Raw genomic sequence first — 23,011 nt, 5'->3', positions numbered from 1 at the left:
ACTGACCGCACACAGACCAAAGGACTCCATCATGACGCTTGCCCACCCCCTCCACGACGTCATCGACGACTCACCGCCGTCGGACGCCATCGCACAGCAGATCCAACTGCAGAACGCTGCTGCGTTGCTGCCCGAGCAGGAATGGTGCACCGGCTGCACCCCCAATGACGATCCGGTGCCCGATCTCGAGTACAGCACCCCGGGCATGCCGCAGGACGTCGTGCGCCGCACGACGGAGCCACTGCCGCTGCCCGAGGACTGGAAGCCCGTCTGGGGCCCGGCCCCGCTCCACGACATCGCCTACCTCACCTGCGGGCACACCATCGTCCGACGGGCCTCCTGACCCTTGGTTCGCAAGAGAACGTCGGTCTGGCAATCCTCAGCGGCCGGCCAAGTCGTTGCTTCCGCGACCGCGAATCGCTGCCGTAACCGTGCGTACAGCCTCAAGATCGTCCTGCCAGGAACTCCCGTCCCGGGTGCAGGCGCTGATGGTCTTGACGCCGGCGTCGCTGGCAGCCTTGGTGAGCTCCGTCCACGCCTCTTCCAGATCAGACATCTGTTCAGGTGTCAGCGGCTCTCGTTTCGTGGGGGCATCCGCCACGGGGAGAGACGACTCTGATGTGGTTTGTGCCCGGCGGCGGCCGAAGAAATCCCGAAGTCGCACTTCTGTCCTTCACTAAAAAAGATCCCGCCTGATGGGGGACAGACGGGATACGCCCACGTTACCAGCAGGGTCTGCGATGTGCTGGGAGTTCATGTCCGTGCCCACAGATCGGCAGGTCGGCTGGATTTCTGACGCAGCGGGGCTGCGTCGGGATTCTGATCGACATTCGATCTACGAAGGGCCCTTCCTGTGCTTTCCATGACACCTGCCCAGAGCTTGGTTCCTCGCCCTTACCCTGGCCGCTGTCCTGTGCCTCGTGTGGTGCATCGCCGAATTCGATCGGGTGATGCTGAAACGCAAAACAGCTTCTGCCGAGGGCGCGCCCACCAACGAAGGTACCGGCGATGGCTCAGGACCCTCGTCACCTGACGTCCATCTCGAACGGGCCCCAGCGGACCCTCGCCAAGGTCCCGCCGAGGTCTATGACTGGGCTGGGCAGGGGATCTGAGAAGACCTCTGCGAGCCCTGGTCCCCGTCAGGCCCTTGAAAGGACCTTCAGCGGCCCATCGCCGCACCACATTCACCCCCGGTCCGCCGCGTGATGCGCCAGACCCGCTCTGTGCCCGTTCGCCCACGCGCAGAGACAGCAGTCCGGCAAAGAGCCGAGGCGGCTCGGGGGCCATCACGGCTGAACCTATCCATGCAGAGCCAGAGAGCGAGAAGACCATGAGCCAGACCAGTGCCCCGGCACCCGTCGTGAAATGCGGCGTCACCATCGAGTTCAGCGCGATCGTACTCAGCGGATCGCTGCACCACGATGACCAGCGCCGTGCCTTGACATTGATGACCGACGAAGGTCCCGAGCGCGTCTCGGTCAACCTCGAAGCCTACGGGCTCGTCCCGGCACCAGGCCGCGTCTTCATCAAGGACTGGTCCGAACACTCGGGCCTGGCAGAGAGCCTGCGGCAGGCGGGGCTCGTGCGCATCGTACGCTCCGTGACCGTCGGCCCGTTCGCCTCTACCGCCCACGAAGTCGAGGTGACGCTCTGATGACTACAGACACCCAGGCGCTGAGCGTCTTGAAGGCGGGCACTGACCACCTTGAACAGATCGAACAGCTCCAGCGGCGGATGCTCGCCCTCGGTGAGGAGCAGTTGGAGGTCGAGCGCCGCCAGCTCGAGGCCCAAGACACGCAGAACGTCCTGGCCTGGCTGCAGCTGCAGCAGGCCCAGGGACAAGCACCCGACCCGACGCTCGTGGACCTGGTCCGCCGGCGGCTGCGGGTCTGAAGCAGACAGGAGGAACACGATGGACAACGTCATCAGCGCCGGTGTCTTCATCGCCACTCTGGCCTTCATGACCTGCGTTGCGTGGATGGGCTGGTCGCTGTTCCGGCGGCGGTTCCCGAAGCGGGACGTGCGGGTCGCGTATTTGGAGGAGGACTACCGGCGGGCCTGCACGAGCGGCGACGTCGCCGCGGCCGACCAGATCGAGGCTGAACTCTGGGATCTCGGGGCAGCACCGGGCTGGCCGGGGACCGGGAGGACCGGGACCGATCAGCACAGCTGATGCGGGACCCGTAATGCAGGACAAGGCAAGGCCATCTGGGATCAACGCAGTTGATCCGGAAGGAGCACTGAGGAGCGCTCGATCAGCACAGCTGATCCGAGTCTTCATTCGAAAGATCATCGTCTGATCAGCACAGCTGATCCGGATGGGGGTCTGAGAGACAACCGAACACTTCAACTCACCATCACGCGCGGAGCAGGGACACTGCCCGCGCGTTTCGTGCACAACGAGGAGAAACACTCATGTCGAACCCCCGCAACTCCGCCACCGTCATCGGCCGCCTGACCAAGGACCCGGTTGTCTTCAACAACCAGGACGGCTCCAAGAAGGTCGCCTTCACCCTGATGGCCGACCACAACTACACCGACAGCCAGGGCAACCGCGGCGCTGACGCTGTGCCGGTCGAGGCTTTCGTGCGCGCGACCACCAACGGCATCGGCCCGTTCGCGAGCATCCACAAGGGTGACCTCGTGGCCGTGAACCTCAAGCTGCGCCAGGACCGCTACACCAAGAACGGCGTCGAGGTCTTCGAGCTCAAGGCAGTCGTCGAGGACATCACGTTCCTCGAGCCCCGCTCGGTGACCCAGGCCCGCGTGAACGAGCGCGTGGCTGCCGCCGAGGCACAGAACCAGGCCCTCCAGACCCAGCCGGCTCCGGCTCCCGTGGCAGCCGCTGCCGCACCGCAGCCGGCCGTCGCCAGCGCCGTCCACAGCGAGGAACTGCCCTTCTCCTGAGAAGCGCACCCCGCAGCAAGCACAGCCCACAACTGAATAACAACCGAATAGGCGGCTCACGCACGCCGGCGGTCCCCGTCCGAGGAGCCTCGCGCTGCTCGGACGGGGATTCGCTTTCGCTGGCCACTGTCCTGCCCTGCCCCCACTTCATCAGCCGAGAGAAGGAGTTCCGCCATGCAGATCGTCGCCGACGCGACCGTCGAGGCCACCGATCACGACCAGGCCCTGCGCGCAGGGCTTACCGACCTCGTCGGCTCGGTGATCACCGACCACTCCGGACCGGATGTCGAGGCCATGGTCGACGACGTCGTCACCGCCGTCATCCAGAAGCTGCGCCTGCACGCCAGCCAGGTCTTCGTCGCCGATCACGGCGGCTCCCGCCCCGTCGAGCGCTTCCGCACTGTCACCGGGCGGATGGACCTGGACGACCCGAAATGAGCCTGGCTGTCCAGCTCGAGCCCGCCGTCGAGGTTCAGCCGGCTGCCGGGCTTCCCGCGGCGGCGCGGATCCTCGCCGAGACGTATCCCCAGATCGTCGACTTCGACGCCAGTGGGATGACGATCGAAGAAGTGCACTACTTCCTCGGTGAGTCGGCTGCCGTCGCCTTCTTCCAGTTCCTGGTCCTCACCAGACAGTGCAAGGCCGCGGTCGGGATCCGTCACTGAAAACTTCCGTGCAGAGCGGTTCGATCCCGCAGCACGCTGGTTGATCATCAGCGTGCGCCAGTGGACAACTGCACGGACCGGCCACGGAACGGGTTCGATTCCCCAGCGTTGTGGCTGATCCCCGCAGCGCGTCCCTGGAGATCTCCGTGGCTCCGGCCCACCAGCGCCCCGCGCGTCCTGTTCTGCCTTCCGGCAGCAGCGGCGTAGCGGGGCGCTGTCTTTTCGTTCAGGTTTCGTTCCTGGGCGGTGCGGAGGGGATCGGCGCAGCCGATCCGGATCTGACAACGAAGGACCACGTCCCCGTCCTGCCCACACTTCACTGGAGGTCCGCCATGTCTGGTCTCAGCTGCCCCAACGATGGCTCGCCGATGGAGTCCGACGCTCCCGCCACCTCCCGCGAACGGGCCCGCCGGCGCGGTTGCGCCTGCACCCACACCTGCCCGGAGTGCGGATACATCGAGGTCCGCTGAGGTGCAGGCGCTTCCTGTTTTTCCTCTTTCACCACTGCCGGGTCCCGCAAGACGGGCTCCGGCTCCGGCGCTCTAGCTCAGCGGCAGAGCACTCGGCGTTCTGACTGCCCGCGGTTCGATTCCGCATCAATCCCTGGTCGGGCAGACCCAGGCGACAGGCCCGTCACAGGGCGACGCACGAGAGGTCACGGGTTCGATTCCCGTGAGCGCCACAGACCCGGGCCGTACAGGCCTGTCCTGATCCACCAGCTGCACCAGCCAGGAGGGCACTGCCATGACCGACACCATCACCCCCGCCTTCCTCGACATCGTCAAAGACGGTGGTCCTGCGGTCCAGGAGGCTCTGTTGCGCCCGACCGAGCGCCACCGCATCCTCGGCGGCAAGAGCGCCCGGATGCTGCGCCGGGGCGACCGGGTCGCCCTGCGCGACCTGAACCCTGATCTCGACGGCGGCACCGCCGTCGTCGAGCAGGTGCGGCCCTCGGTGGGCAGCACTGTCCACGTCCTCACCGTCGGCGGGGACGCCCACCTCGTCCGCGGCTCGCGCCTCGTGCTCGTCTCCCGTGGGCCGGAACAACTCTGACCAGCAAGGAAACCGCCATGTACACCGGACCCATCAGCAACGGCATGCTGCTCGGCATGACGCACAAGGGACGCAGCGCAGTAATCCGCGAGCTCAGCGACGACGTGCGCCGCAAGCTCGCGCACATCGCCTCGCTCGGTGCAGAACGCGAGACCAGGAAAGCCGCGGAGCACTTCGACGCAGGCCAGCGCGTCTGGGCCGGCAACAGGCTCGACCACGCCCAGTCCCTGAGCCGGCTCGCCGCTGAGCTCACCGGCGATCCCGACAACGTCCTCATCGTCGAACCCATCGACTCCGGATCCGTCGCCGCAGGCAACTGATCTCTATCACCGGGCCTCTGGCTCCGAGCACACCGCTCAGGGCCGGGGGTCCGGTTTTTCGTCTCTCTCGTTCCGGAACAGCCAGCGCAGCTGGCCCGGACGTATCCGTGGAGAAGCACGCCCGCTCACCGACCACTTCAGCAAGGAACCCGACCATGAAGCGCAGTCTCTTCCGCTCTGTCTTCGGCGGCCTCATCGCCGCCATGCTCTGCATCGTCACGCTGACCGGCTGCGAGTACCGGCCGATGGCCCCTGGCCTGCCGGGCACACCGCCACCGTCATCCAGCACTGCCTCAGCGCAGGCCCCGGAGCAGGTGACCTCGAGCGCACCAGCGAGCGTGGAGACCAAGGTCATCCGCGTCATCGACGGCGACACGGTCGCCGTGCTGCCGGTGGCCGGCCTGCTGGAGGCGACCGGGATCCCCGAGCACACGGTCAGGCTCCTGGGCATCGACGCGCCCGAAATGAACTACCACAAAGACGCCGTGCCCGAGTGCGACGCGGAGGCAGCCACTGACCATCTGGGTGGCATCCTGCCGCAGGGCATGCCGGTGACCATCGAGTTCGACCCCGACTCTGACAGGACCGACCGTTATGGCCGGTCGCTGGCCTACGTCACCACCCCGGCCAACAACGACGCCGCACGACAGCAGGTCACCGACGGCTACGCCATGCCCTGGTTCCCCAAGGGCGAGCCGCAGCCCCAACGGATCCCCGAGTACCGGACGGCAGCCGAGAAGGCAGTGGCCAAGCACGCCGGTGCGCACTCACAGTGCTCGTCCATCGGCCGCGGCTGAGCTGCTGCGACCACAGACTACGAACCAGGAGAACCACATGCCCATCCCCACAGCACCCGTTGAACAGCACGAGCTCAAGGTCGGCGACAAGGTCCTCGTCAAGAGGGTCCTCGACCACCCCGCCTGGATGAAGCGGGTCGCGTGCGATCCTCGGAACGGCTCCACCACGAAGTACGTCCGCGACCCACAGGTCGTGGAGGAGATCGGCGTGAGCAGCGTGGTGGACCGCCGTGTGGTGCCCGCGATCGCAGCCGCCGGCAACTGGCCCGGACGCGAGGCGCACACGCTGGTCCGCCTGCCCAACGGCTTCTGGTACGACTGCGGCACCGGCCTGCAGGACGGGTCCGGATCCAGGCGCATCGAACACATGCACTGAGCCTGAACAGAGCCCGGCTCGGGGGATAGCCCCTGGTGCCGGGCTCGTGTTTTTGCTGGCTGTCGCAGGTGGCTCGTCAGATCGGCACAGCCGATCCGGATCTGGCCTCGAAGGACGGCAGGCGCTCCTTCCTGACCAGAAGGAGCAGCACGATGAGCCACGACGACCACAAGTGCAGCCTGGCCCAGCTGGAGCGGGCGCTCGAGGTGCTCGATACCAAGCTGAAGCGCCTGGAGCTGAAGGCCCCGGTGCGGATCCGTGCGATCGGCGGTTTCGCGCTCATGAAGTACGGCATCCGCGCTGCCGACCGTGCGTTCACCGTCGACATCGACAGTGTCACAGCTGATTTCGCGCCAGAGGTCATGGCGGCCATCCACGAGGTGGCCTACGAGTTGAACCTGGAACGCGACTGGATCAACAACGACAACGTCATGGACGGCGACGATGCTGAGCTCGTGGCCTCGATTTACCAGGCACGCTGGATCGACGACGACACGACATACGAGTGCATCAGGCTGCAGCTGGCCAGCATTCCCACATTGACCCGCGCCAAAATCATCGCCGCGGACACCGCCGAGTTCTCCGGCCGTGCACAGGACCTGCCGGATCTCCTGGAGCTGCTCCGATTCCAGGGCATCACCACGGCTGCCCGGTTCGATGCTGCCTACCCGGATCCGTACGAGGAGTACCCAGCCGCCCGCGAGGCCGTGCACGGGCACTTCGCCACAGACAGAACGTTCGCCTGAAGAAGACCCCACCGCGGGAGCACATGCTCCGGCCGGTGGGGTCTCTTTTTTCTGCGTCCGAAGGCTACTGCTGGTCGGAATCTCCGGAGTTACCTCCGTCGTCGATATCCTTCATCCGTTGTTCCAGCCGGGTTGCGTGGGCCTGCTTGACTTTCCGGTAGACCTTGACGCCACCGGAGATGACAAGACCGGCAACCACCACGACCCCCGCGGCGATCAGGTCCTCTGTACGGGCATCCTGCTTTCCTGCGTGATACCCCTTGCCATAGACCGCGCTTCCCGCCACGAGTTCCTCCCCTTTTGAATTCTCAATTTCGCCGAAAGCCTATCCCAGAGGGTGTGCGTGGGGGATATGTGTCGATCCGGGATCGCCGGCGCTGCCCCGGCGAGGACCTGTGGGACTTTCTTGTTGTTCTTCTTCTTCGTTTTCAGATGCAACCGGTGGAGGTGACAGCGGAGCTGTCACGGAGGAGTCATCGACGAAGGACGGCCTGCAGCACAGCGCCGTGCCCCACAGGATTCCGAGGAGAACCGCCATGAGCACCATCACCGCACCCATGCAGGACGCGCTGCCGTTCGACTTCGGCTCGGATCTTCTCGTTGTCAGCGCACCCGTCTACGACGAGCAGGCCCGCCAGGCCGATCGCGAGCTGTGCCAGCGCTACCTCGCCGGATGGTGCGGCACGGCGTTCCTGGCCGATGTCACGCCCACAGAACACCGCGAGATCACCTTCGCGGACTTCCAGGCGGCCGCCCGCCGTCTGGCCGAGGGCTAGAGAACCAGCGCAGCTGATCCAGGTCCGGCATCGAACAAACGACTTATCAGACAGAAGGTAATCACTGTGTCCACTGCCACCACTTCCGAACCCGTGCCCGAGCTGGACCATGAGGCTGAAGCCCAACGCGTCGCCGCCGTCCACCGGCTCGCGATGGGCAAGGCCTTTCATCCGGAGCTGCGGCGTGCCGAGGCACAGGCCCGGGTCCAGCTCGCAGCCGCCGTCATGGCCATGGATGAGGTCGAGGACCGCATCGCCGCCGGCGAGAAGATCCACTCGCTCTACGAGCAGGCCGCCGTCGAACGTGCCAAAGAAGCCTACGCCCAGGCGCTGGCTGATCTCGTCCGCGGCCAGTCCAGCACTGAGGCCGACCCATCAACTTCCCACCCCATGAACCAGGAGCCCTGATTGCCATGACCTTCCTCGAAAAGATCGGATTCATCGAGACAGCCGAGCAGGAAGCGCAGCGCCTTGCGCAGTCGCCCGAGGGCTCGGTCAACCACGAGCTGTCCAAGCTGCCGGTCACCATCGAGCAGTGGCCCCAGGACCTGCTCATCGAGCTGCCCTGGCACGCCACTGAGCGGGGCTCAGGCCACCGCGTCGTCGTGGTGCCCATCGAGTTCCGCGGCGAGGCCCGCACCGAGGGCGAGGAAGAACCCCGTCCCCGCAAGCGCCACGCCGGCTGGTGGAACTGCGCGGTCGTCGCCAGTGACCACCCCAGCTATCCGGTCGGCGGCTACCGGCTGAGCATCCCCGCTGCCGAGCTCGCCCGCGGCAAGCGGATCGAGCTCTGAGAGGACAGATCCCACGACGAAGGAGCGTGAACCACCATGCCTGAGACGATGCAGACCACCGGCCGCCGCGAGCGGATCCTCCGGAGTGTCGGCAGGACGCTCCTCATCACGGGGATCGTACTGAACGTCCTCACCCTGCTGCCCGCGATCGCAGCCAGCGCCTGGACCGGCCACTGGACGGCGAGCGTGGTGCTCGTGGTTCTGTCCGGTGCGGTTTGGGCTGCTGGACTTCTGGGCCTGAAGACCTGGGCCGCGCAGCGCAGGCAAAACAGCACCCAGTCGGACCAGCACGAATGACCAGTCGTCCTGCCTGATCCCACCAGAGCCCCGGCTCCTGCGCTCCGGTGCGGAGCCGGGGCTCTCGCTCTGACTCTGAGGCGGGTTCACGCGCTGCGGGGCAGCGCCTGGTGTTTTGCAACAGCAAGAGAATCATCCCGAACAAAGGAAGAGCCATGACCACCCTGACCACGACGCGTGTCCCGCTCAAGCACATGGACCCGGCGATGCTCGTGTTCGAACTCGAGCGGGAGATCCAGCGCCTGATGCCCGGAGCTGTGAACACCGAGCTCGTGACCGGCGCAGCTGCGACGGCCTCGTTCCTGCACCGGAAGCAAACCCGCTTCGTCAGGGGAGACATGCCCCGGGTGCCGTACATCGAGCATCCGCTGCGTGTGGCACTGCGGCTGCTGCGTTGGGGTGTCACTGACGCTGAACTGATTGCCGCAGCACTGCTGCATGATGTCGTCGAGGACTGCAGCGAAGAACTGCTTGCTGCGTTCGGCCAGCCGGGTGAGAATGCCCTGGGCTGCCTGGCACGGCGGTACGGCCGGCGCGTCTCAGTGCTCGTTGGTGCGGTGACCACCCCTAACGGCAGCACCTCCTACGAGGAGCACCTCACGCGGCTTGCCAATTCCGGTTCCCGGGCGATGCTCATCAAGGCCAGCGACCTGAAGGACAACGCAGGATCCATCCGCCACCAGCTCGGCCACGGCCAGGACTCACGCATGTACCGCATGCTCTTCAAGTACATGCCGGCCGTCGAGATCGTCGGAGCAGGTCTGCGCCACTCGCTCTGCTGCCCTGCCACCCAGCAGTGCACCATGGCTGCCATCTCCGCAATGGAAGATCTCAGCCACGATCTCGCAGCCCTGTCAGCCGAACACGGCATCGACTGATCAGCGTGCCGCACGCCGCAAAATTCAGAAAGGAACCTGATGGGAAGCAGGCAGGTAACTCTCACCTCGTGTGATCGCTGTGGAACCGAGACGGAGTTGGACGTTGTCCATGAAAACTCCGACAACTACGACCCGGAGGCCCACGTATGGCGGACCCTGAAATTCCACTACATCCAGCCGTGGTTCTTCATCTGTCCCGATTGCGTGAAGGCCTTCCTCAAATTCATGGCCATGGAAGCAGTGCTGCCGGTCAAAGTGATCCGCAGGCCCGACCGTCCCTGAACCAGGGAACCAGCCCTACAGCAGAGACCCCACCGCAGGAGCATCAGCTCCGGCGACGGGGTCTCTCTTTTTTGCAGGTCTCTTGCCTCTCAGCGCGGCTGGTGGCTCCGGCTACCAGCCGGAGCTGAAGGGCAGGCGCACGTCACCGGAGAGGATCCCGCCGCACAGGAACAGCAGTGCGGAGACGCCGATAAGACCAACGGCGAAGGTCGCCGGCCGCTCCTCGTAGATTTGCCGCAGCCGGGAGACGCGGCTCTGTGGCTTCTTACTGGTCTTGTCGGGGCCCCCTGCTGGACTCTTCGGGGTCTCATCGTGGTCGGTCATGGGTCTGCATCCCTTCTGGTCGGTGTGTGGTCTGGTACTGGGCTGTGGATGGTCTCGGTGTGGTCCCGTCGAGGGCTGGTGCGGGTCCCATCAGAGCCCCGACTTCAGCGGCACGACGATGTCGCCGACCATGAGCACCAGGCTCATCGACAGCATCGCGAAGCCGATCACGTAGGCGACCGGCAGCTGCCGGGCGACGTTGACATGACCGGGATCAGGACGGCGGAGCCGCTGGGCCAGCCAGCGCCTGGTCCCTTCGAAAGCACTGCCCGCGATGTGGCCGCCGTCCAGCGGCAGCAGCGGGATCAGGTTGAACACCCCGATGAAGAGGTTGAACGAGCCGACCACCAGCCCCAGCAGTGCTGCCTTGCCGCCGATGTCGAGGCCGGGCCTGGTCGACGCCGCGACCTCGCCGGCGAGCCTGGATCCACCGATGACCGACATCGGCCCGTCCTGGGCACGCTCGCCCTGGCCGAAGATCGCCTGGGCGACGTTGTAGACCCGGGCGGGCAGCTGCACGATGGACGAAACGGCATGTCCTGTCATCTCGCCCATGCGCTCCAGCGTGTAGACCGGGCCGTGCCTGGTCACCACCTCGCGGGACTCCGGCTCGACACCCAGAAAGCCGACGGTCGCAGTCTGCCCTGGACCCTCACCGTCGAGGTCCCGTGGCATGGCGATCGTGTGCGCCGCCTGGAGCTTGACGAGCTTGCCGTCGCGCTCCACCTCCATGACGGCAACGCTGCTGCCGTTGGCGTGGATCAGGTCCGACAGCTGGGACCAGGACGCCACGGGCTGGCCGTTGAAGCTGACGACCAAATCATTGGGCTGAAGCCCGGCCGCCCGGGCGGGGGAGACCTGGTCGCTGTCCTGGCACGCAGTGCGCTTGGCGTCCTGGGGGATCACGCAGTCGGAGACGACAGAGACCGCAGGGCGGCCGGTCGGCTCAACCGAGTGCACACCGTAAATGCCGTAGACGCAGAGGAAGCACAGGAACGCCAGGGCGATGTTCACGCCCGGGCCGGCCAGCATCACCAGGATCTTCTTCGGCGCGGGCAGCTTATAGAACAGCCGGTCAGCGTCCCTGGGCTCCACGAGCTCGAATTCGGCTGCCCGGGTCTGCGAGACCATCTGCGCGAACAGGCCCGTGTTGGACTTGCGCAGCGTGAGCGGCGCGTCCGGAGTCGCGGCGCTGGCTGCGACGAGGACGCCGCTGTGAGCTTCGCTGAAATGTTCCTGGTGTGCCGGCGCGGATGCTGGCACCTGCTCGCCGCGGGAAATCTGCTGCTCGCGGTCCGTCTCGGGCGGAAACATGCCGATGATCTTCACGTAGCCGCCGAGCGGGACGAGCTTGATGCCGTACTCGGTCTCACCCTTCTTCCGGGACCAGACCGTCGGGCCGAAGCCAACCATGTACTGGCTCACCCGGCACCCGAACTTCTTCGCGAAGTAGAGGTGCCCCAGCTCGTGCAGCGCGATCGAGACAAGGATCGCAGCGAGGAAGATCACCACTCCGAGCGCGTACAGGGCAATCTCCGGACCCGTCACGGCGTACACCCACCGTCGGGCCGGCTCTGTGCAATCCTCATCGGTGCATCCCCTCGTCGTGCCTCATCTGTCGGTGCGCTATGGAAATGACAGTACGCATCGACTCGTATACGTCAATTCTCTCATGACGAATGCCATTGAGACAGGACAGTGTATTGATGCCGAGAGGTGCAAAGAGCCCTTCCTGAACGCCTTTCGGTGATCAGGAAGGGCTCTTTGCCCGCGCGGACCCGGGTCAGTCCGAGTCACCGCGCGTCAGCTCAAGGGCAGCCGCCTCGCGCTCCCTGTAGACCTCGTAAAGCGTCCGGCCCGCCGCGTCGACCTGCAGGAACGCCAGCAGCGCCTGGTCGACGTCGATCATCCCGGCGGCCACGAGCGCGAGCTGCGCCTCGAGCCAGGTCTTCATGACGCGCCAGGCAACACGCTCAGCCTGCGCCCGGCTGGTCCGCTCCGCGCGCGATCCCGCCTTCAACCGGCCGGCGGCGTCTTCCTTCTGCAGCAGTGCCTCCATGCGGTCGACGCTGGCTGGAAGAGAGAAGCTGCGCTGGCCATGCGGCGTCGCGAGCAGGAAGTCCAGGGAACTGGGCACGCCGGAGGCGTCATAGTCGACGCTGATCCGGCGGGCCCCGTGCTGCGCGAGCAGCGCCTGCATCTCGGCGACCGTCTGCGCCGCCGAGATCTTCGTGGAATAGTTGACCGGCGCAGCCACGGCTCAGCTCTCCTGGCCGACGTCCACGGCGGCGTCATCGACGGGCACCAGCTCGCCGATGCCGCGGACCGTCCAGTCACCACTCGCCACCTCGACGAGCGTGCAGTTCGAATCGGCGGTTGCCTCCGAGTCGTACTCCTCGAAGACGTAAACCCGCGGCGGCGTGTGCACGTCCTCGTAGACGTCCTCGTCGACCATCACGTGGCCGCCAAGTTCGACGCCCTTGTGCACCACGACCTCCGGCAATTCTTCCGTCGCCTCATCGTCAGGTGCAACGTGCCCGTCGGGCTCCCCGCTGGCAAGGGCCGGAGCCCCTGCCAGCGAGCCAAGAAGTTCCGCCCGGCGCGCATCGAGCTCAGCCAGCCGGCCGAGGAGCTGGCCCTGCTCGTCCTGCAGGGCCAGCAACTCAGTCACGGCCACGGAGGGTTTATGCGCATCCATCACGCTGCCGCCCTGCTGCGCTTGCCCTCGGGCTTCTGGACCTCGACGGCCTTCGCCGCCAGGTAGAGGCCCTCGCGGTTCAGGTGGCGCGAGTACGCCGCGTCGAGGTAGAGCACCGGGATGCCGCCAGCGGCCTTCTGCAGGACCGGGCGCAGGATCTCCTTGATCGGGCCGGAGCCGCCGCCGTAGACGTACACCACTTCGGTGGTGCCACCGACCTCGGCGAGGACGTCTTCGAAGCGTGCGCCGATCTCCTCGGCCAGGTACTCGGCCTCCTCGGAGACGTAGCCGGCGGCGCGATCAAACCGACCCTGGAGGAAGACGCTGGGCTCCTGCTGCAGGAAGTCTGCCAGCGCCTTGCGGTTCTTGAAGCGCAAGTCCTTGTCGCCGCTCGTGCTCATGCGGTCCAGGGCGTTCGTCAGCGCGGTGCCGTAGCCCTGGTCCAGCGTGCTGGCCGCCTCGGAGTTGAACGCGCCGTCGGTGAAGACGGGGAAGTTCACGGTGCCCTCGCCGACGTCGACGCCGACGGTGTTGCGCACACCGACCAGCAGCTCGGCGGTGACGCCCTGCAGGCGCGCTGCCTCCTCGGGGTCCGAGGCCCGCAGGTCATCCAACAGAGCCTGCGCCAGCGGCGCGCCCTTGTCGGTGATCGCGAACTGCGCGGACGCACCTTCGGGAAGGACCTGCACATCCTCGAACTGCAGGCGCACGGTGACCGGCGTGGAGAAGTTCTTCACGGTCACCAGGTGCACCGTGGGGTCAGCTGCGCCCAGGAGTCCGACGAACTGTGCAGCATAGGCGCTGCGGCGCTGCACGTACTCGGCGATCGGCAGGGCCAGGCCGGCGCGCACCGTGGCGCGCAGCTCGCGGTCCGGCAGCGCGCCGTGCTCGCGGACGTAGTCGCGCAGGGCCTTGGCGGCGAAGACGCCCAGGACGAGCACCGAGCTCAGTTCCTGGTCGGCCTTCGAACGGGATCCGAGGACCTCGAACTGCGTGAACTTCGACCCCGGGGTGCTCAAGGCCGCGCGGCCGAAGGTGCGCAGGTCCGAGTGCCCGATCAGGGGAGTGGTGAACGAGGCGGCGACGCGGTTGTAGAAGTCGTCCTCCACCACGATCTTGAAGGCATCGGTGTCAGCTTCGGGCACCTTCGGCGTGGAGCGCGAGGTGCTCACCACGGCCGAAGGAAGATCGATGGTGTCGAAGACCTCCTTGCCGTGGACCTCGCCGCGAATGACGCCCTTGACGTATCCGTTGCCGACGTCGATGCCGCCAGTGAGCTGCATGGTCTTCTCGGCGGTGCGGGTGTTGCTCATGGTTGTGTCCCTCTCAGTCAGGAAGTCGGTGTCTCAGGAAGTGCGGTGCGGATCAGCGGGTGAGGAAGGCGTCCAGCCCCGAAGGGACCGAAGGCTCACTGGCGGGAACGGGGTGCGGCTCGCGGACAGGAGGCGCGGGCGGCGGCTGAACAGCCTGGGCGGTCTCGACGCGCTGCACGGGCTCTGAAGAAGCAGCAACAGGCACAGCAGCCTCGTCACGACTCTCACCCTGGCTGTCGGTGTCGTTCTGCCCCTCGTCGTCCTGGGCCTGGTCCTCGGTGCGCCCGGGATCCTGCTCGCCCTGCGGCGGGCGTCCTCGCCGGGGCAGCTGCTCGACGGGACGGTTGACCACGTCGATGTAGCCGTCGCGCTGGATGGACTCGCGGATCAGCAGCTGGAGCGAGCGCGAGATGTCATACTGCTCGTCCAGCCACCGGTTCGTCGACTCGTCGGCCCGCGGGACGCTCCACCGCAGACGCCGCGGCTCGGCCTTGTCGGTCATCTCGGGCACCCCCTTGCGCCCTCGTACTGATGGACACTGTCCTCGGTCATCGCGGCCCCCTCTCATGTGCGGTCCGCGAGGCGCTACTGCCAGTCGGGGACCTTTCGACTCATTTATCAGTCATCATTCTACTGGTCTTTCAATGGTCTCTGCAAGGACCACGCCGAGACCCGCAAAAGGCCACCAGTGAATCGAGCCAGGATCGTGCGGAATGATTCGTGGCCACGGCGGGACCTGCGGGAGCCGCCGGCAGGACCCGCAGAAGGCCAGGGGGCAGCCACGGAGTCAGGCGACACTGGACTCATCAAGGGCGCACCCGGGACCGGCACGCGGTCCACTGCGGTCCAGCAAAAGACCTCGATCAGGCCACCGCACATCGGCGGGCGCTCAGTGGTCCCGGCTGGGACACGGGCAAGCCCTCGAAGGGACCAGCAACAGTCCACCCACATGAACCGGGCCATCGCAGACCCGCAAAAGACCACCAAGGGACCAGACGTGCGCCTGAAGCAGCCCCGATGTGCGCCATCCGGCACTCAATGGGGTCCGACTGGCCTTTCTGGACTCTCTCGGGTCTTGTATGGGTCTTGTCTGTGTCCCTGTCTGGCCATGCTGGGACATGATCTGTCCACTCCGGGACCATAAGGAGTCCAGCGATCAGGGCCCTGATCAATGCCTGGAACACCCGCCGGCGGCACGTCGAGGCAGTCCTGGGAACGTCGGCGGAGCGAGCGGAGGAGATGTCGGAACAGGGTGGAGCAGCTGTGGTTGCGCCCGTGGCGTCACCGACCCGCCCGGGGGCCGCAGGGAGAGCGGAGGGAAAAGGCGAGCCGGGTTGTAGAGCCCCGCATGGAGCGACAGGGAAAAGACTCCGCTTCCTTCCGTGCCTCACGGGCGGTGGGTGTCCAGAGGGCGAGAACCCGTGAGCCCCTCCAGGAAGCTGCACCTGGTGGGAGACCCGGACGGCTCGGTGACGCTGTGGAAGCTGCGGCTCAGGTGGGTCCAGGGAGGCTGGCGTGCTTCCCGGAAAAACTCCTCTTCTGATGCGTTCACGAGAGACCGGCCGGGCGGTGGACGGCAAGGACTCGCTGTCGCTCATCCGTGGGTGCAGTTGCCGCCAGGGGGGAGAAGTGACCGGCCTCGAACAGGCACCGGCAAGAGAGCGCTGTGGGCCCGCCTCGGACGCGGTGCGACAGGTGCTGGCGCGACGGTGAAACACAGCCGGAACGAGCGCACGCACGCCGGTGCGGCAAGCGCACCAACAGATCAGGGCAGTGCTGTCACAGCAGAGTTTTCCACAGCCTGACGCGACAGGTCGCGGGGAGTGGTGGACTGCTTCGCGCCGCGTCTGATGCGCCTGCGGCAGCAGGATGCACCAGGGGACAGAACGGGCTGCGCCCGACGTCGCTGACGCTACGTGTGAGGACCCGTACGGGTACCCGCTCGTGCCTCACGGTGGTGCGGAAGATGCACCCGTACGGCGTTGCAGCGGACGGCAAAAGGGCTGTACGCCCAAAAGCCCGAGAATCCAAGGGAAACGACATGACCCGTACACCCGCTGCGCGGATGGAGAGGGGGTGTACGGGTCAAGGGTGTACGGGTCGTTTCCCCTGATATTCCAGGCTTCCGCTAACGCTCCAGCCGTGGAATGGCGAAATGGCGGCAAGAGAGGAAAAGGGCATAAGGAAACCTGGCAACAGCGGTCCTGCGGACCCTCCGCTTCGCTCCGGTCTCTCGCTGCGCTTCGAGACGCTGTTGGTCGGCATAGCCGACAGGTTCCACCGCTCGCTTCGCTCGCCGGTCCGTCAGTCGCTGCGCTCCCTCCGGCTATGCCCAGCGCTGCGCTTGAGAGGAGGATGCCCCCCGCCTGCCCCGCCGCATTTGCCCACAGGTGGACGCGGCAGAGGGTGCAGCCAGGCGGTGGATCACCTGGCGCTGCGCACCAGGTTCGTCCGAGGAGGACGGCCCGTCGGCCGGCCCGCTGCGCGGCCCAGTCGGGGCAGGTCCCGACACAGTTGACCAGTAGGCCGTCAGGCCAGCGGAGCTGGCACGGGAGCTGGACCGTACATCGAGTCGCCGCGGACCCCTGGCGGGACCTGCACTCGATGCCCGACACCTGCATCCCGAGAAACAGAGGCATCGTCATGACACACACCCGGAAGGCATCCAGGTCCGCACGCCGGCCACAGCCGCAGCTATCGCCCTACGACACCGGAGCCAGGTGCGAGGCCAAGCCGTGGATCCCCTACGGGGAGCGAGTTACTGAGGTGACCCCGGCGGAGAACTTCGGCAAGGTCGACTTCGACGATGAAGAGAGTGGCACGGTCTGCGTCGCCTATCTCGAGCGCGACAAGGACGGTGGATACACCCTGCACGTCGCGCCGCTCAGCGAGGACCGGAAGGTCCGGGTGGCAGTCCATTACGAACGCGGCGCTGCCAGGGTCGACAGAGCCCAGGCATCGGCAGCTGCCGCGTAGTGAGCTGCCGACTGAGAATGACCATCGGGAATTATTCCGGAAAACATTGCGGCGAAAGAGGACGCGAATGATGCAGCGACAGACTAGTGCCACGATCCGGACTGCCACCGCACCGGCCCCGGAGGGCTCTATGCCGATGACCCCGGTGACCAGCCTGGAGGCATCGCGATGACCAGTGGATTCAGCCACGCCCTGCTCGTGACGGGTTCCCGGACCTGGGACGCCGAAGAGGCCATGAAGGCTGCTTTCAACGAAGCCTGGAGAGCCTGGGGGCCGTCGGCGGTTGCCCGCCCTGTGCTCCTCTCAGGGCATTGCCCCAAGGGCGCTGACACCATGGCCGAGCGGCTGTGGAGGGCCGCCGGCTTCGAGGTGATCGAGTTCCCCGCCGACTGGAGTGCTGAGCCCAAGGCGGCAGGCTTCACCCGGAACCAGCGGATGGTCGATGCCCTCATCGCCATGCGCGCCGGGGGAGCGCAGGTCCGTGTCGCCGCCTTCCTGGACCTGTGCAGCAAGTGCGATCAGCGCACCGGCCAGCAGCAGCTGATGCCCCGATCGCCGGGGCACTTCTCACATGGCACCGTGCACGCCCGCTCCCGCGCCCTGGCTGCAGGCATCGATGTCGAGGACGTCATCCACCCGCGCCTGCCGTCGTTCTGACAGGTACCCCGTCCCTGGACATGACAACAGCCCTGCAGCTGGTGCTGCAGGGCTGTTGATCCTTGATGCGATAAGGTGGCCGGAGGTCTCTCCGGTATGGCCCGAAAGACTGCGGAAAAGGTGGACTAGAGAGTCCGCTCGATGCCGTGTGCCTCGTCGTAAGCCTTCATGACAGCTTTCGGAATGCGACCGAACTCGGGCACTTCATGGCCGTTCTCGCGCGCCCACTTACGGATTTCCTCGCGTTCCTCGGGCGTCGTCTCAGGCACGAGTCGTTTCTTCTCGCCCTTCTTAGTGGCCTTTCGACCCTTACTGATGTATTCCTTGAGATTCTTCTCAAGCTCTTTGCGCTCTTCGTCGGTCAGGTCTATCTCGAACCAGGTGTCGCCCAGTCCGAAGGTGACTGTGGCAGCATCCGGCTTGCCACTGATGTCCGACTCCACAATATTTCGAATAGCCATGTCTTGAATGGTAGACGATCCGAACCGCCTTAGAGAAGTCTTTGGGCGCGCCAGAACGACAGATCTTTCGAATGCCTTCATTATAGGCCGAAAACGCTGCTATACCAGCATATTCAGCATGTCACACTGCTAAAATCACACTACCAGCGGGTGTCTTTCGCCACCCCTGTAATCCGACCATTCGACACGATCGAGAGGCCCCCGCCATGACCATTCTCCAGACCGTCGACGACCATCCTCTGACGGACGATGGCGTCGACTTGTTCGCCCTGATGTGCCAGCGCCGCGGATGGACCGACGAGTACCTCCGCGAGATTGAATCAGCTGAACACGACGAGCTCCTGGGCCTGGCCGAGATGGTCGAGGCCCTGGAGGACGCCCGGGCCGCCGGCCAGAAGGTCACCATCGCCCCCGACTTCGACATGGACGGGATCTCCTCCGGTGTGCTCGGCTACGCCGGACTCTCAGAGCTCGGCTTCGACGTCGAGCTGCACCTGCCCGACTACCGCCGAGGCCACGACCTCACTCCCGAAGACATTGCAGAGATCGCCGCGACGTGGCCGGACACTAAGGTGCTGCTGACCTGTGACGGGGGAGTGAACTCCCACCGCGGGATCGCCGCCGCCCGGGCCCTGGGGTGGAAGACCCTGGTCACCGACCATCACGAGGAACTCGAACCCGGTTCGAGCGCCGACGTCACCGTCGATCCCTGCCGGATGGACGAGACCTACGCCAACACCGGCATCTGCGGCGCGCACGTGCTCTACCAGGTGCTGGAGGCCTATGCCCGCGTCCACCGGCCGGAGAAGCTCTGGGAGATCCGCCTGCTGCGCCTGTTCGCGGGCCTGGGCACCGTCTCCGACGTCATGCCCGTGCTGTACGAGAACCGGCAGCTGGTGCGCGACTCGCTGTCCATCGCACGGCTGCTGTATGCGCCCGCACCGCGCACGGTCCCGACCCCCTGGGGCTTCGACCCGGACCCCGAGGCAATCGACGTCGGACAGTCGACTCTGATGCAGCTGCTGCGCGTTGACCCGCACCACCCGGCCTTCGTCCGGGCCTTCGAGGGCTTCGCGGTCCTGCTGAAGGCCTTCGGCCAGGCAGGCAAGGTCCGCGACATCGACAGTATCGACGAGGGCTTCTATGGGTTCTATCTCGCGCCGGCGATGAACTCCCCGCGCCGCACGGGCGACCCGCTCGCGCCCTGCTTCGGCGTGTTCACTGCCCCTGACCAGGACTTGATGCTCGAGGCGGCACACCAGGTCATCGCGACCAACGAGAGCCGCAAGGAGCTTGTCGAGGTCCACACCCTGGAGCTCGAGGAAGGTGATCAGCCGCTGGCTCCCTGGGTCTACTTCTCCGAGGCCTACCCGGGCATGTACGGCCTGCTCGCCAACCGGTTGATGGAGCGTCACGGCCACCCGGTTGTCGTGCTCAACCGTCCCGCGGGGCCCGATGACTACGTCAGCGGCTCCGGCCGGGCACCGTCGTGGTTCGGCATCATCGACACGCTCGAGCACCAGGACGGCATGCGCGCCATCGGCCACCAGCAGGCCTGCGGCGTCAAGGTCGACCGGGCTGAACTGCTCGACGGTCTGGTCGAAGCCTTGCGGGAGGCCACACAGGTTGCCCTGCTGGCTGCCGTCCAGGATGATCGCCGGGCCGACCTGGTCCTGGGCCCGGACCGGGACTGCGATGCCGGCCTGGACGACCTCGAGCCTCTGGTCGGCTTCGTCCGGCGTGTGGAAGCGCTGCGGCCCTTCGGCCATGGCTTCGTCGAGCCGGTGGTCGAAATCGCTGTCGAGCCTCTCGGGCTGCGGGTGGACAGGATCGGCTCCGATGCCGACTGCGGCCACGAACGCACCGACGCCAACCTGATGACCAATGCCCGCGGCTACCGCGTGTGCCGCCTGTGCAAGAAGCATCTGCGGCTGGTCACCAGGTCCGGACTGTCCTGCCTGTGGTGGAACGTCGCCGAGGAGAAGGAACCGGAGATCGCGCAGTTGACCCGGTCGGCCAGCCGCACCGAGGTCGGTACGCTGCGCTTCATCGCGAAGCTGCAGCTGAACACCTTCCGGGGCGAGACCCGCGTCCAGGCCGTCATCGAAGAGCAGATCCCCGCGTCTGCCTGACCACGGAAAGGAGGCGGGGATGCCCGCTCCACCGATCAAGTCCCGGCTCGTCTCCATTGCGTGGTGTGTCCTCGTGCCCCTCAGCGTGCTCGCCGCCTACTTGGGACTCGGCCTTGTCGTAGTTTCCGTGGTCGGAGAGCCCGTCCTGGGTACCGCGGTGCTCGGAGGCCTGGTAGCGCTGCTCGTCGGCGTTGCCAGGCTCTTCCGGCCCCGGTGGTTCGCCAACGTGCCGACGGCCCTACCGATGGCTGGGACGCCGCGCTTCACCCGGACAGTGCTTGGGTGCCTGGCGCTGGCGTTCCTCGCCGGCCAGTCCCTGGCACTGTGGCTCTATACCCTGGGCGGCTCGGCGGGATTCGATGAATCGACCCGGGCCAGGGCAGACGCCGGTCCGGCCGTGGCCCTCCTGCTCGCGCTGGTGGCAGCACCAGTGGCCGAGGAGATGCTCTTCCGCGGCCTGCTCTACCCGCTGCTGCGGCGCAGGGTCGGCGTCGTCGCGGCAGTGCTCGTCACTGCAGCCGGCTTCAGCCTGCTGCACGCCAATGTCGTCCAGTTTGCTGCCACCTTGCCTCTGGCGGTGCTGCTGGCGCTGGTCTACGAGCGCACCCGTGTCCTGTGGCCGTGCGTGCTGCTTCACCTGGCCTTCAACCTCGCGGCCGTCCTGGTCCCCGCCCAGCTGCTGGGCGCACTGGCGAACCCCGTCTCAGCGCTGCTGATGACCGCGGCGTTCCTCGGGTGTGCCCTGGCGGTGTACCGCCTGGCGGCACCCGCCGGGCCTGCACGGGACGACAGGGGAGAAGGCAGGGAAAACGAGCCACAGGCAGCATAGCGTCCGGGCTCAATGTGCAGGATTGACGATGGTGCCCTCCGGGGGCGACCACTCGGCTGTGGGCCGACGGTCGCTCCGGAGGGCCTGCTCTCGGGTGACCGGGGTGATCCGGTCACCGGGGGATTGGCTGAAGGATTTTCATCAGCCAGACCTGAGAGGAGGAGGACCCACCATGGCAGTCGTCAACAAGTGCGTGTACGACGCGCAGGGCCGGCTCGTGCGCCCCAGCGACAGCGAAGTGCGCCGTGCGCGGTTCGCCCGCGACTTCGACACCGGTGAGAGGCCGACCTTCGATCGAGGGTCCATGCACTTCTTCGCCATGAGCACCAGCGGCCTCACGGCCGAGCAGGCGCACGAACGCGCCCGCGAGATGCTCGCCCGCTTCTTCGAACGCGCCGAGTCCGTCGCCGGCTTCCGGAAGCTCGAGATGCGCCGGAGGCAGGGTGTGATGCCCTGCAACCGCAACGTCTCCATCACCTACGAGATCCTGTACGCCGTCGAGGACGGCCACCGGGTCCGTGCCCACATACCCGAGTCCCCCTATGCGGGATACCGGCGAGGCCGCAGCGCGGTCGCCTTCTAAGCGGCCGGCGCACCCAGCGCCTCGCACCAGCGTGAACGCGCAGAAAGGCCGGAGAGCTCCCTTCCCACGGGGATGCTTCTCCGGCCTTTCTGTTTTCACGTTCCTGTGACAACAACACCTGGTGACGGTTCCTGACCCTAACACCGATGCCCACTCTATCAGTGTCGATTCATCATGTGCAATGCAATCGTGGCGGCATTCCCGCATCCATTCACAGATCTGTCTCGAATCACTCGAAAGCCCGGACGGCCAGGACGGCAGGCCCATCGCGATCGCTCCCGTCAGGGCCGTCAGGACCTGATGCCCGGCGGCGCGTGAGGACGCAGCTCCGAGGTGTACCACGTGTCGTGGTACACCTCCCGATCCCAGTACTGGCCTGCTCAAACGGCCTGTCGGGCGACCCTGGCCAAGGAAGTCTGTACCACGTGCCCGAGCGGACGTGGTACGCCGCTTTGCCTTGGTAGATCAGCGTTTCCGGCCGATGTACCACGAGTACCACCACATTCCGGGTGTTTACATATGTGCGCGAAGGACGCATTCCGACCGGTCGTCCAGCCAGTAAGAGCTCTTATCCCCCCTGCGCATATATCTACTCTTTATTTAGTGGTACAAGTGGTACAGGGGGTATAAAAAGCCCGTCTGACCAGGGCAAACGCCTGTACCACGTGCAAATCTCCACGTGGTACACCCCGTTTGGAGAAATCCTGAAATCCCCGGCTGACCAGGGGAAATAGGTGTACCACGTCAAGTGGTACACCTTCCGGTACCCATAGGGGGTATACCGGCTCTCTGCGGCAGCGGGAGACCAGCCCTGGAGGTTCCCGGCCGGCCGGTCGGAAGAACTCCCCGAACCCCGACCAAGTGGTCGGGCGGCTTACGCCGCCCGCGGGGGAGTGCTCGAGCACGAGAAGCCAGCGGCTCCGTGGGGCATACGCCCCCGGAGTCGCTGTTTCTCATTCCAGACCGCACGCTCTCGTCGTGTCGCTGTGGCCTCCGGGTCTCGCGCGCGACCCCTCCGAGCCCCGACCGGGTACAACACGGGACCTCTGTCGAACCATGAGTCTGTTATCAGTCGACTCGTTGCGAAAGACCATTCGGATGGCATAGAGTCGTGAGCACGTTCCTATTCGATTACGAGACCAATCGG

General features: G+C 66.1%; 32 protein-coding genes and 1 tRNA gene. 24 read left to right on the top strand and 9 right to left on the bottom strand.

Features of this window, described 5'->3' with window-relative positions; all coding sequences use genetic code 11:
- Positions 1–31 precede the first annotated feature (31 nt).
- Entirely contained in the window at positions 32–343 is a 312-nt protein-coding gene (locus ACFUTU_RS13015; protein WP_377964853.1) for a hypothetical protein, read from the top strand.
- A 36-nt stretch (positions 344–379) separates the two neighbouring features.
- Here the strand turns inward: ACFUTU_RS13015 and ACFUTU_RS13010 are convergent, their stop codons facing one another.
- Entirely contained in the window at positions 380–556 is a 177-nt protein-coding gene (locus tag ACFUTU_RS13010; RefSeq protein WP_377964851.1) for a hypothetical protein, read from the bottom strand.
- A gap of 774 nt (positions 557–1,330) precedes the next feature.
- On the opposite strand from ACFUTU_RS13010, the gene ACFUTU_RS13005 reads away from it, so the two are divergent.
- The 12 genes from ACFUTU_RS13005 to ACFUTU_RS12950 all read left to right on the top strand — a co-directional run bounded on the left by ACFUTU_RS13005 (position 1,331) and on the right by ACFUTU_RS12950 (position 6,864).
- Positions 1,331–1,654 (top strand): hypothetical protein, encoded by a 324-nt coding sequence (locus ACFUTU_RS13005; RefSeq protein ID WP_377964849.1) that lies wholly within the window; start codon positions 1,331–1,333, stop codon positions 1,652–1,654.
- On the top strand, positions 1,654–1,893 hold the full coding sequence (locus ACFUTU_RS13000) for a hypothetical protein (RefSeq protein WP_377964847.1): 240 nt from the start codon (positions 1,654–1,656) through the stop codon (positions 1,891–1,893). The genes ACFUTU_RS13005 and ACFUTU_RS13000 overlap by 1 nt, the downstream gene beginning before the upstream one ends.
- Positions 1,894–1,912: 19 nt before the next feature.
- Complete coding sequence (locus tag ACFUTU_RS12995) at positions 1,913–2,173, top strand: hypothetical protein (protein ID WP_377964845.1); 261 nt, start codon at positions 1,913–1,915, stop codon at positions 2,171–2,173.
- A 242-nt stretch (positions 2,174–2,415) separates the two neighbouring features.
- Entirely contained in the window at positions 2,416–2,907 is a 492-nt protein-coding gene (locus tag ACFUTU_RS12990; protein WP_021473537.1) for a single-stranded DNA-binding protein, read from the top strand.
- Positions 2,908–3,081: 174 nt separating this feature from the next.
- The gene (locus tag ACFUTU_RS12985) at positions 3,082–3,345 is read left to right on the top strand and encodes a hypothetical protein (RefSeq protein WP_377964842.1); all 264 of its coding nucleotides are present in this window, start codon (positions 3,082–3,084) and stop codon (positions 3,343–3,345) included.
- On the top strand, positions 3,342–3,572 hold the full coding sequence (locus tag ACFUTU_RS12980) for a hypothetical protein (protein ID WP_377964840.1): 231 nt from the start codon (positions 3,342–3,344) through the stop codon (positions 3,570–3,572). Before ACFUTU_RS12985 ends, ACFUTU_RS12980 begins: the two co-directional genes overlap by 4 nt.
- A gap of 536 nt (positions 3,573–4,108) precedes the next feature.
- A tRNA-OTHER gene (locus ACFUTU_RS12975) sits at positions 4,109–4,254 on the top strand.
- 62 nt (positions 4,255–4,316) lie between these two features.
- On the top strand, positions 4,317–4,625 hold the full coding sequence (locus ACFUTU_RS12970; RefSeq protein ID WP_377964838.1) for a hypothetical protein: 309 nt from the start codon (positions 4,317–4,319) through the stop codon (positions 4,623–4,625).
- Positions 4,626–4,642: 17 nt separating this feature from the next.
- On the top strand, positions 4,643–4,945 hold the full coding sequence (locus ACFUTU_RS12965; protein ID WP_377964836.1) for a hypothetical protein: 303 nt from the start codon (positions 4,643–4,645) through the stop codon (positions 4,943–4,945).
- 155 nt (positions 4,946–5,100) lie between these two features.
- The gene (locus ACFUTU_RS12960; protein ID WP_377964834.1) at positions 5,101–5,742 is read left to right on the top strand and encodes a thermonuclease family protein; all 642 of its coding nucleotides are present in this window, start codon (positions 5,101–5,103) and stop codon (positions 5,740–5,742) included.
- 37 nt (positions 5,743–5,779) lie between these two features.
- Complete coding sequence (locus ACFUTU_RS12955) at positions 5,780–6,118, top strand: hypothetical protein (RefSeq protein ID WP_377964832.1); 339 nt, start codon at positions 5,780–5,782, stop codon at positions 6,116–6,118.
- A 152-nt stretch (positions 6,119–6,270) separates the two neighbouring features.
- Positions 6,271–6,864 (top strand): hypothetical protein, encoded by a 594-nt coding sequence (locus tag ACFUTU_RS12950; protein WP_377964830.1) that lies wholly within the window; start codon positions 6,271–6,273, stop codon positions 6,862–6,864.
- A 64-nt stretch (positions 6,865–6,928) separates the two neighbouring features.
- Here ACFUTU_RS12950 and ACFUTU_RS12945 read toward each other — a convergent pair whose 3' ends face one another.
- Positions 6,929–7,150, bottom strand: a complete 222-nt coding sequence (locus ACFUTU_RS12945; protein ID WP_377964828.1) for a hypothetical protein — start codon at positions 7,148–7,150, stop codon at positions 6,929–6,931.
- 250 nt (positions 7,151–7,400) lie between these two features.
- Between ACFUTU_RS12945 and ACFUTU_RS12940 the strand changes: the two genes are divergently transcribed.
- The 6 genes from ACFUTU_RS12940 to ACFUTU_RS12915 all read left to right on the top strand — a co-directional run bounded on the left by ACFUTU_RS12940 (position 7,401) and on the right by ACFUTU_RS12915 (position 9,891).
- Positions 7,401–7,640, top strand: a complete 240-nt coding sequence (locus tag ACFUTU_RS12940; RefSeq protein ID WP_377964826.1) for a hypothetical protein — start codon at positions 7,401–7,403, stop codon at positions 7,638–7,640.
- 66 nt (positions 7,641–7,706) lie between these two features.
- Complete coding sequence (locus tag ACFUTU_RS12935; RefSeq protein ID WP_377964824.1) at positions 7,707–8,048, top strand: hypothetical protein; 342 nt, start codon at positions 7,707–7,709, stop codon at positions 8,046–8,048.
- A 5-nt stretch (positions 8,049–8,053) separates the two neighbouring features.
- Positions 8,054–8,434 carry a hypothetical protein gene (locus tag ACFUTU_RS12930; RefSeq protein ID WP_377964822.1) on the top strand — a complete coding sequence of 127 codons (381 nt, stop codon included), beginning with the start codon at positions 8,054–8,056 and terminating at the stop codon, positions 8,432–8,434.
- Between the two features lie 36 nt (positions 8,435–8,470).
- Entirely contained in the window at positions 8,471–8,731 is a 261-nt protein-coding gene (locus tag ACFUTU_RS12925; RefSeq protein WP_377964820.1) for a hypothetical protein, read from the top strand.
- A 155-nt stretch (positions 8,732–8,886) separates the two neighbouring features.
- The gene (locus ACFUTU_RS12920) at positions 8,887–9,609 is read left to right on the top strand and encodes an HD domain-containing protein (protein ID WP_377964818.1); all 723 of its coding nucleotides are present in this window, start codon (positions 8,887–8,889) and stop codon (positions 9,607–9,609) included.
- Between the two features lie 96 nt (positions 9,610–9,705).
- A complete protein-coding gene (locus tag ACFUTU_RS12915; RefSeq protein ID WP_377964816.1) occupies positions 9,706–9,891 on the top strand; it encodes a hypothetical protein in 186 nt (61 codons plus the stop codon).
- A 111-nt stretch (positions 9,892–10,002) separates the two neighbouring features.
- On the opposite strand, the gene ACFUTU_RS12910 is transcribed toward ACFUTU_RS12915, so the two are convergent.
- From ACFUTU_RS12910 to ACFUTU_RS12885, 6 genes are all read right to left on the bottom strand, one after another.
- A complete protein-coding gene (locus ACFUTU_RS12910) occupies positions 10,003–10,215 on the bottom strand; it encodes a hypothetical protein (RefSeq protein WP_377964814.1) in 213 nt (70 codons plus the stop codon).
- 90 nt (positions 10,216–10,305) lie between these two features.
- Entirely contained in the window at positions 10,306–11,763 is a 1,458-nt protein-coding gene (locus ACFUTU_RS12905; RefSeq protein ID WP_377964812.1) for a M50 family metallopeptidase, read from the bottom strand.
- Between the two features lie 235 nt (positions 11,764–11,998).
- Positions 11,999–12,472 carry a hypothetical protein gene (locus tag ACFUTU_RS12900; protein WP_377964810.1) on the bottom strand — a complete coding sequence of 158 codons (474 nt, stop codon included), beginning with the start codon at positions 12,470–12,472 and terminating at the stop codon, positions 11,999–12,001.
- 3 nt (positions 12,473–12,475) lie between these two features.
- Positions 12,476–12,916 carry a hypothetical protein gene (locus tag ACFUTU_RS12895; RefSeq protein WP_377964808.1) on the bottom strand — a complete coding sequence of 147 codons (441 nt, stop codon included), beginning with the start codon at positions 12,914–12,916 and terminating at the stop codon, positions 12,476–12,478.
- Positions 12,913–14,226: a hypothetical protein gene (locus tag ACFUTU_RS12890; RefSeq protein ID WP_377964806.1), complete on the bottom strand. Its 1,314-nt coding sequence runs from the start codon at positions 14,224–14,226 to the stop codon at positions 12,913–12,915. Before ACFUTU_RS12890 ends, ACFUTU_RS12895 begins: the two co-directional genes overlap by 4 nt.
- Before the next feature lie 52 nt (positions 14,227–14,278).
- Positions 14,279–14,728 carry a hypothetical protein gene (locus tag ACFUTU_RS12885; RefSeq protein ID WP_377964804.1) on the bottom strand — a complete coding sequence of 150 codons (450 nt, stop codon included), beginning with the start codon at positions 14,726–14,728 and terminating at the stop codon, positions 14,279–14,281.
- A gap of 2,141 nt (positions 14,729–16,869) precedes the next feature.
- Here ACFUTU_RS12885 and ACFUTU_RS12880 point away from each other — a divergent pair.
- Together ACFUTU_RS12880 and ACFUTU_RS12875 are read left to right on the top strand one after the other, a co-directional pair.
- Complete coding sequence (locus ACFUTU_RS12880) at positions 16,870–17,202, top strand: hypothetical protein (RefSeq protein ID WP_377964802.1); 333 nt, start codon at positions 16,870–16,872, stop codon at positions 17,200–17,202.
- A gap of 168 nt (positions 17,203–17,370) precedes the next feature.
- The gene (locus tag ACFUTU_RS12875; RefSeq protein ID WP_377964800.1) at positions 17,371–17,859 is read left to right on the top strand and encodes an SLOG family protein; all 489 of its coding nucleotides are present in this window, start codon (positions 17,371–17,373) and stop codon (positions 17,857–17,859) included.
- Between the two features lie 125 nt (positions 17,860–17,984).
- Here the strand turns inward: ACFUTU_RS12875 and ACFUTU_RS12870 are convergent, their stop codons facing one another.
- Positions 17,985–18,320: an Lsr2 family protein gene (locus ACFUTU_RS12870; RefSeq protein ID WP_193593403.1), complete on the bottom strand. Its 336-nt coding sequence runs from the start codon at positions 18,318–18,320 to the stop codon at positions 17,985–17,987.
- A 206-nt stretch (positions 18,321–18,526) separates the two neighbouring features.
- Between ACFUTU_RS12870 and ACFUTU_RS12865 the strand changes: the two genes are divergently transcribed.
- The 3 genes from ACFUTU_RS12865 to ACFUTU_RS12855 all read left to right on the top strand — a co-directional run bounded on the left by ACFUTU_RS12865 (position 18,527) and on the right by ACFUTU_RS12855 (position 21,864).
- A complete protein-coding gene (locus tag ACFUTU_RS12865) occupies positions 18,527–20,452 on the top strand; it encodes a DHH family phosphoesterase (protein ID WP_377964797.1) in 1,926 nt (641 codons plus the stop codon).
- Between the two features lie 19 nt (positions 20,453–20,471).
- Positions 20,472–21,281 carry a CPBP family intramembrane glutamic endopeptidase gene (locus tag ACFUTU_RS12860; RefSeq protein WP_377964795.1) on the top strand — a complete coding sequence of 270 codons (810 nt, stop codon included), beginning with the start codon at positions 20,472–20,474 and terminating at the stop codon, positions 21,279–21,281.
- 172 nt (positions 21,282–21,453) lie between these two features.
- Positions 21,454–21,864 carry a hypothetical protein gene (locus ACFUTU_RS12855; RefSeq protein ID WP_314191979.1) on the top strand — a complete coding sequence of 137 codons (411 nt, stop codon included), beginning with the start codon at positions 21,454–21,456 and terminating at the stop codon, positions 21,862–21,864.
- Positions 21,865–23,011: the final 1,147 nt, after the last annotated feature.

Source organism: Arthrobacter sp. NPDC057388 (assembly GCF_042668165.1).
GTDB lineage: Bacteria > Actinomycetota > Actinomycetes > Actinomycetales > Micrococcaceae > Arthrobacter.
The sequence above is the reverse complement of the archived record's forward strand: the minus strand, read 5'-3'. Positions and strand labels throughout refer to the sequence as shown.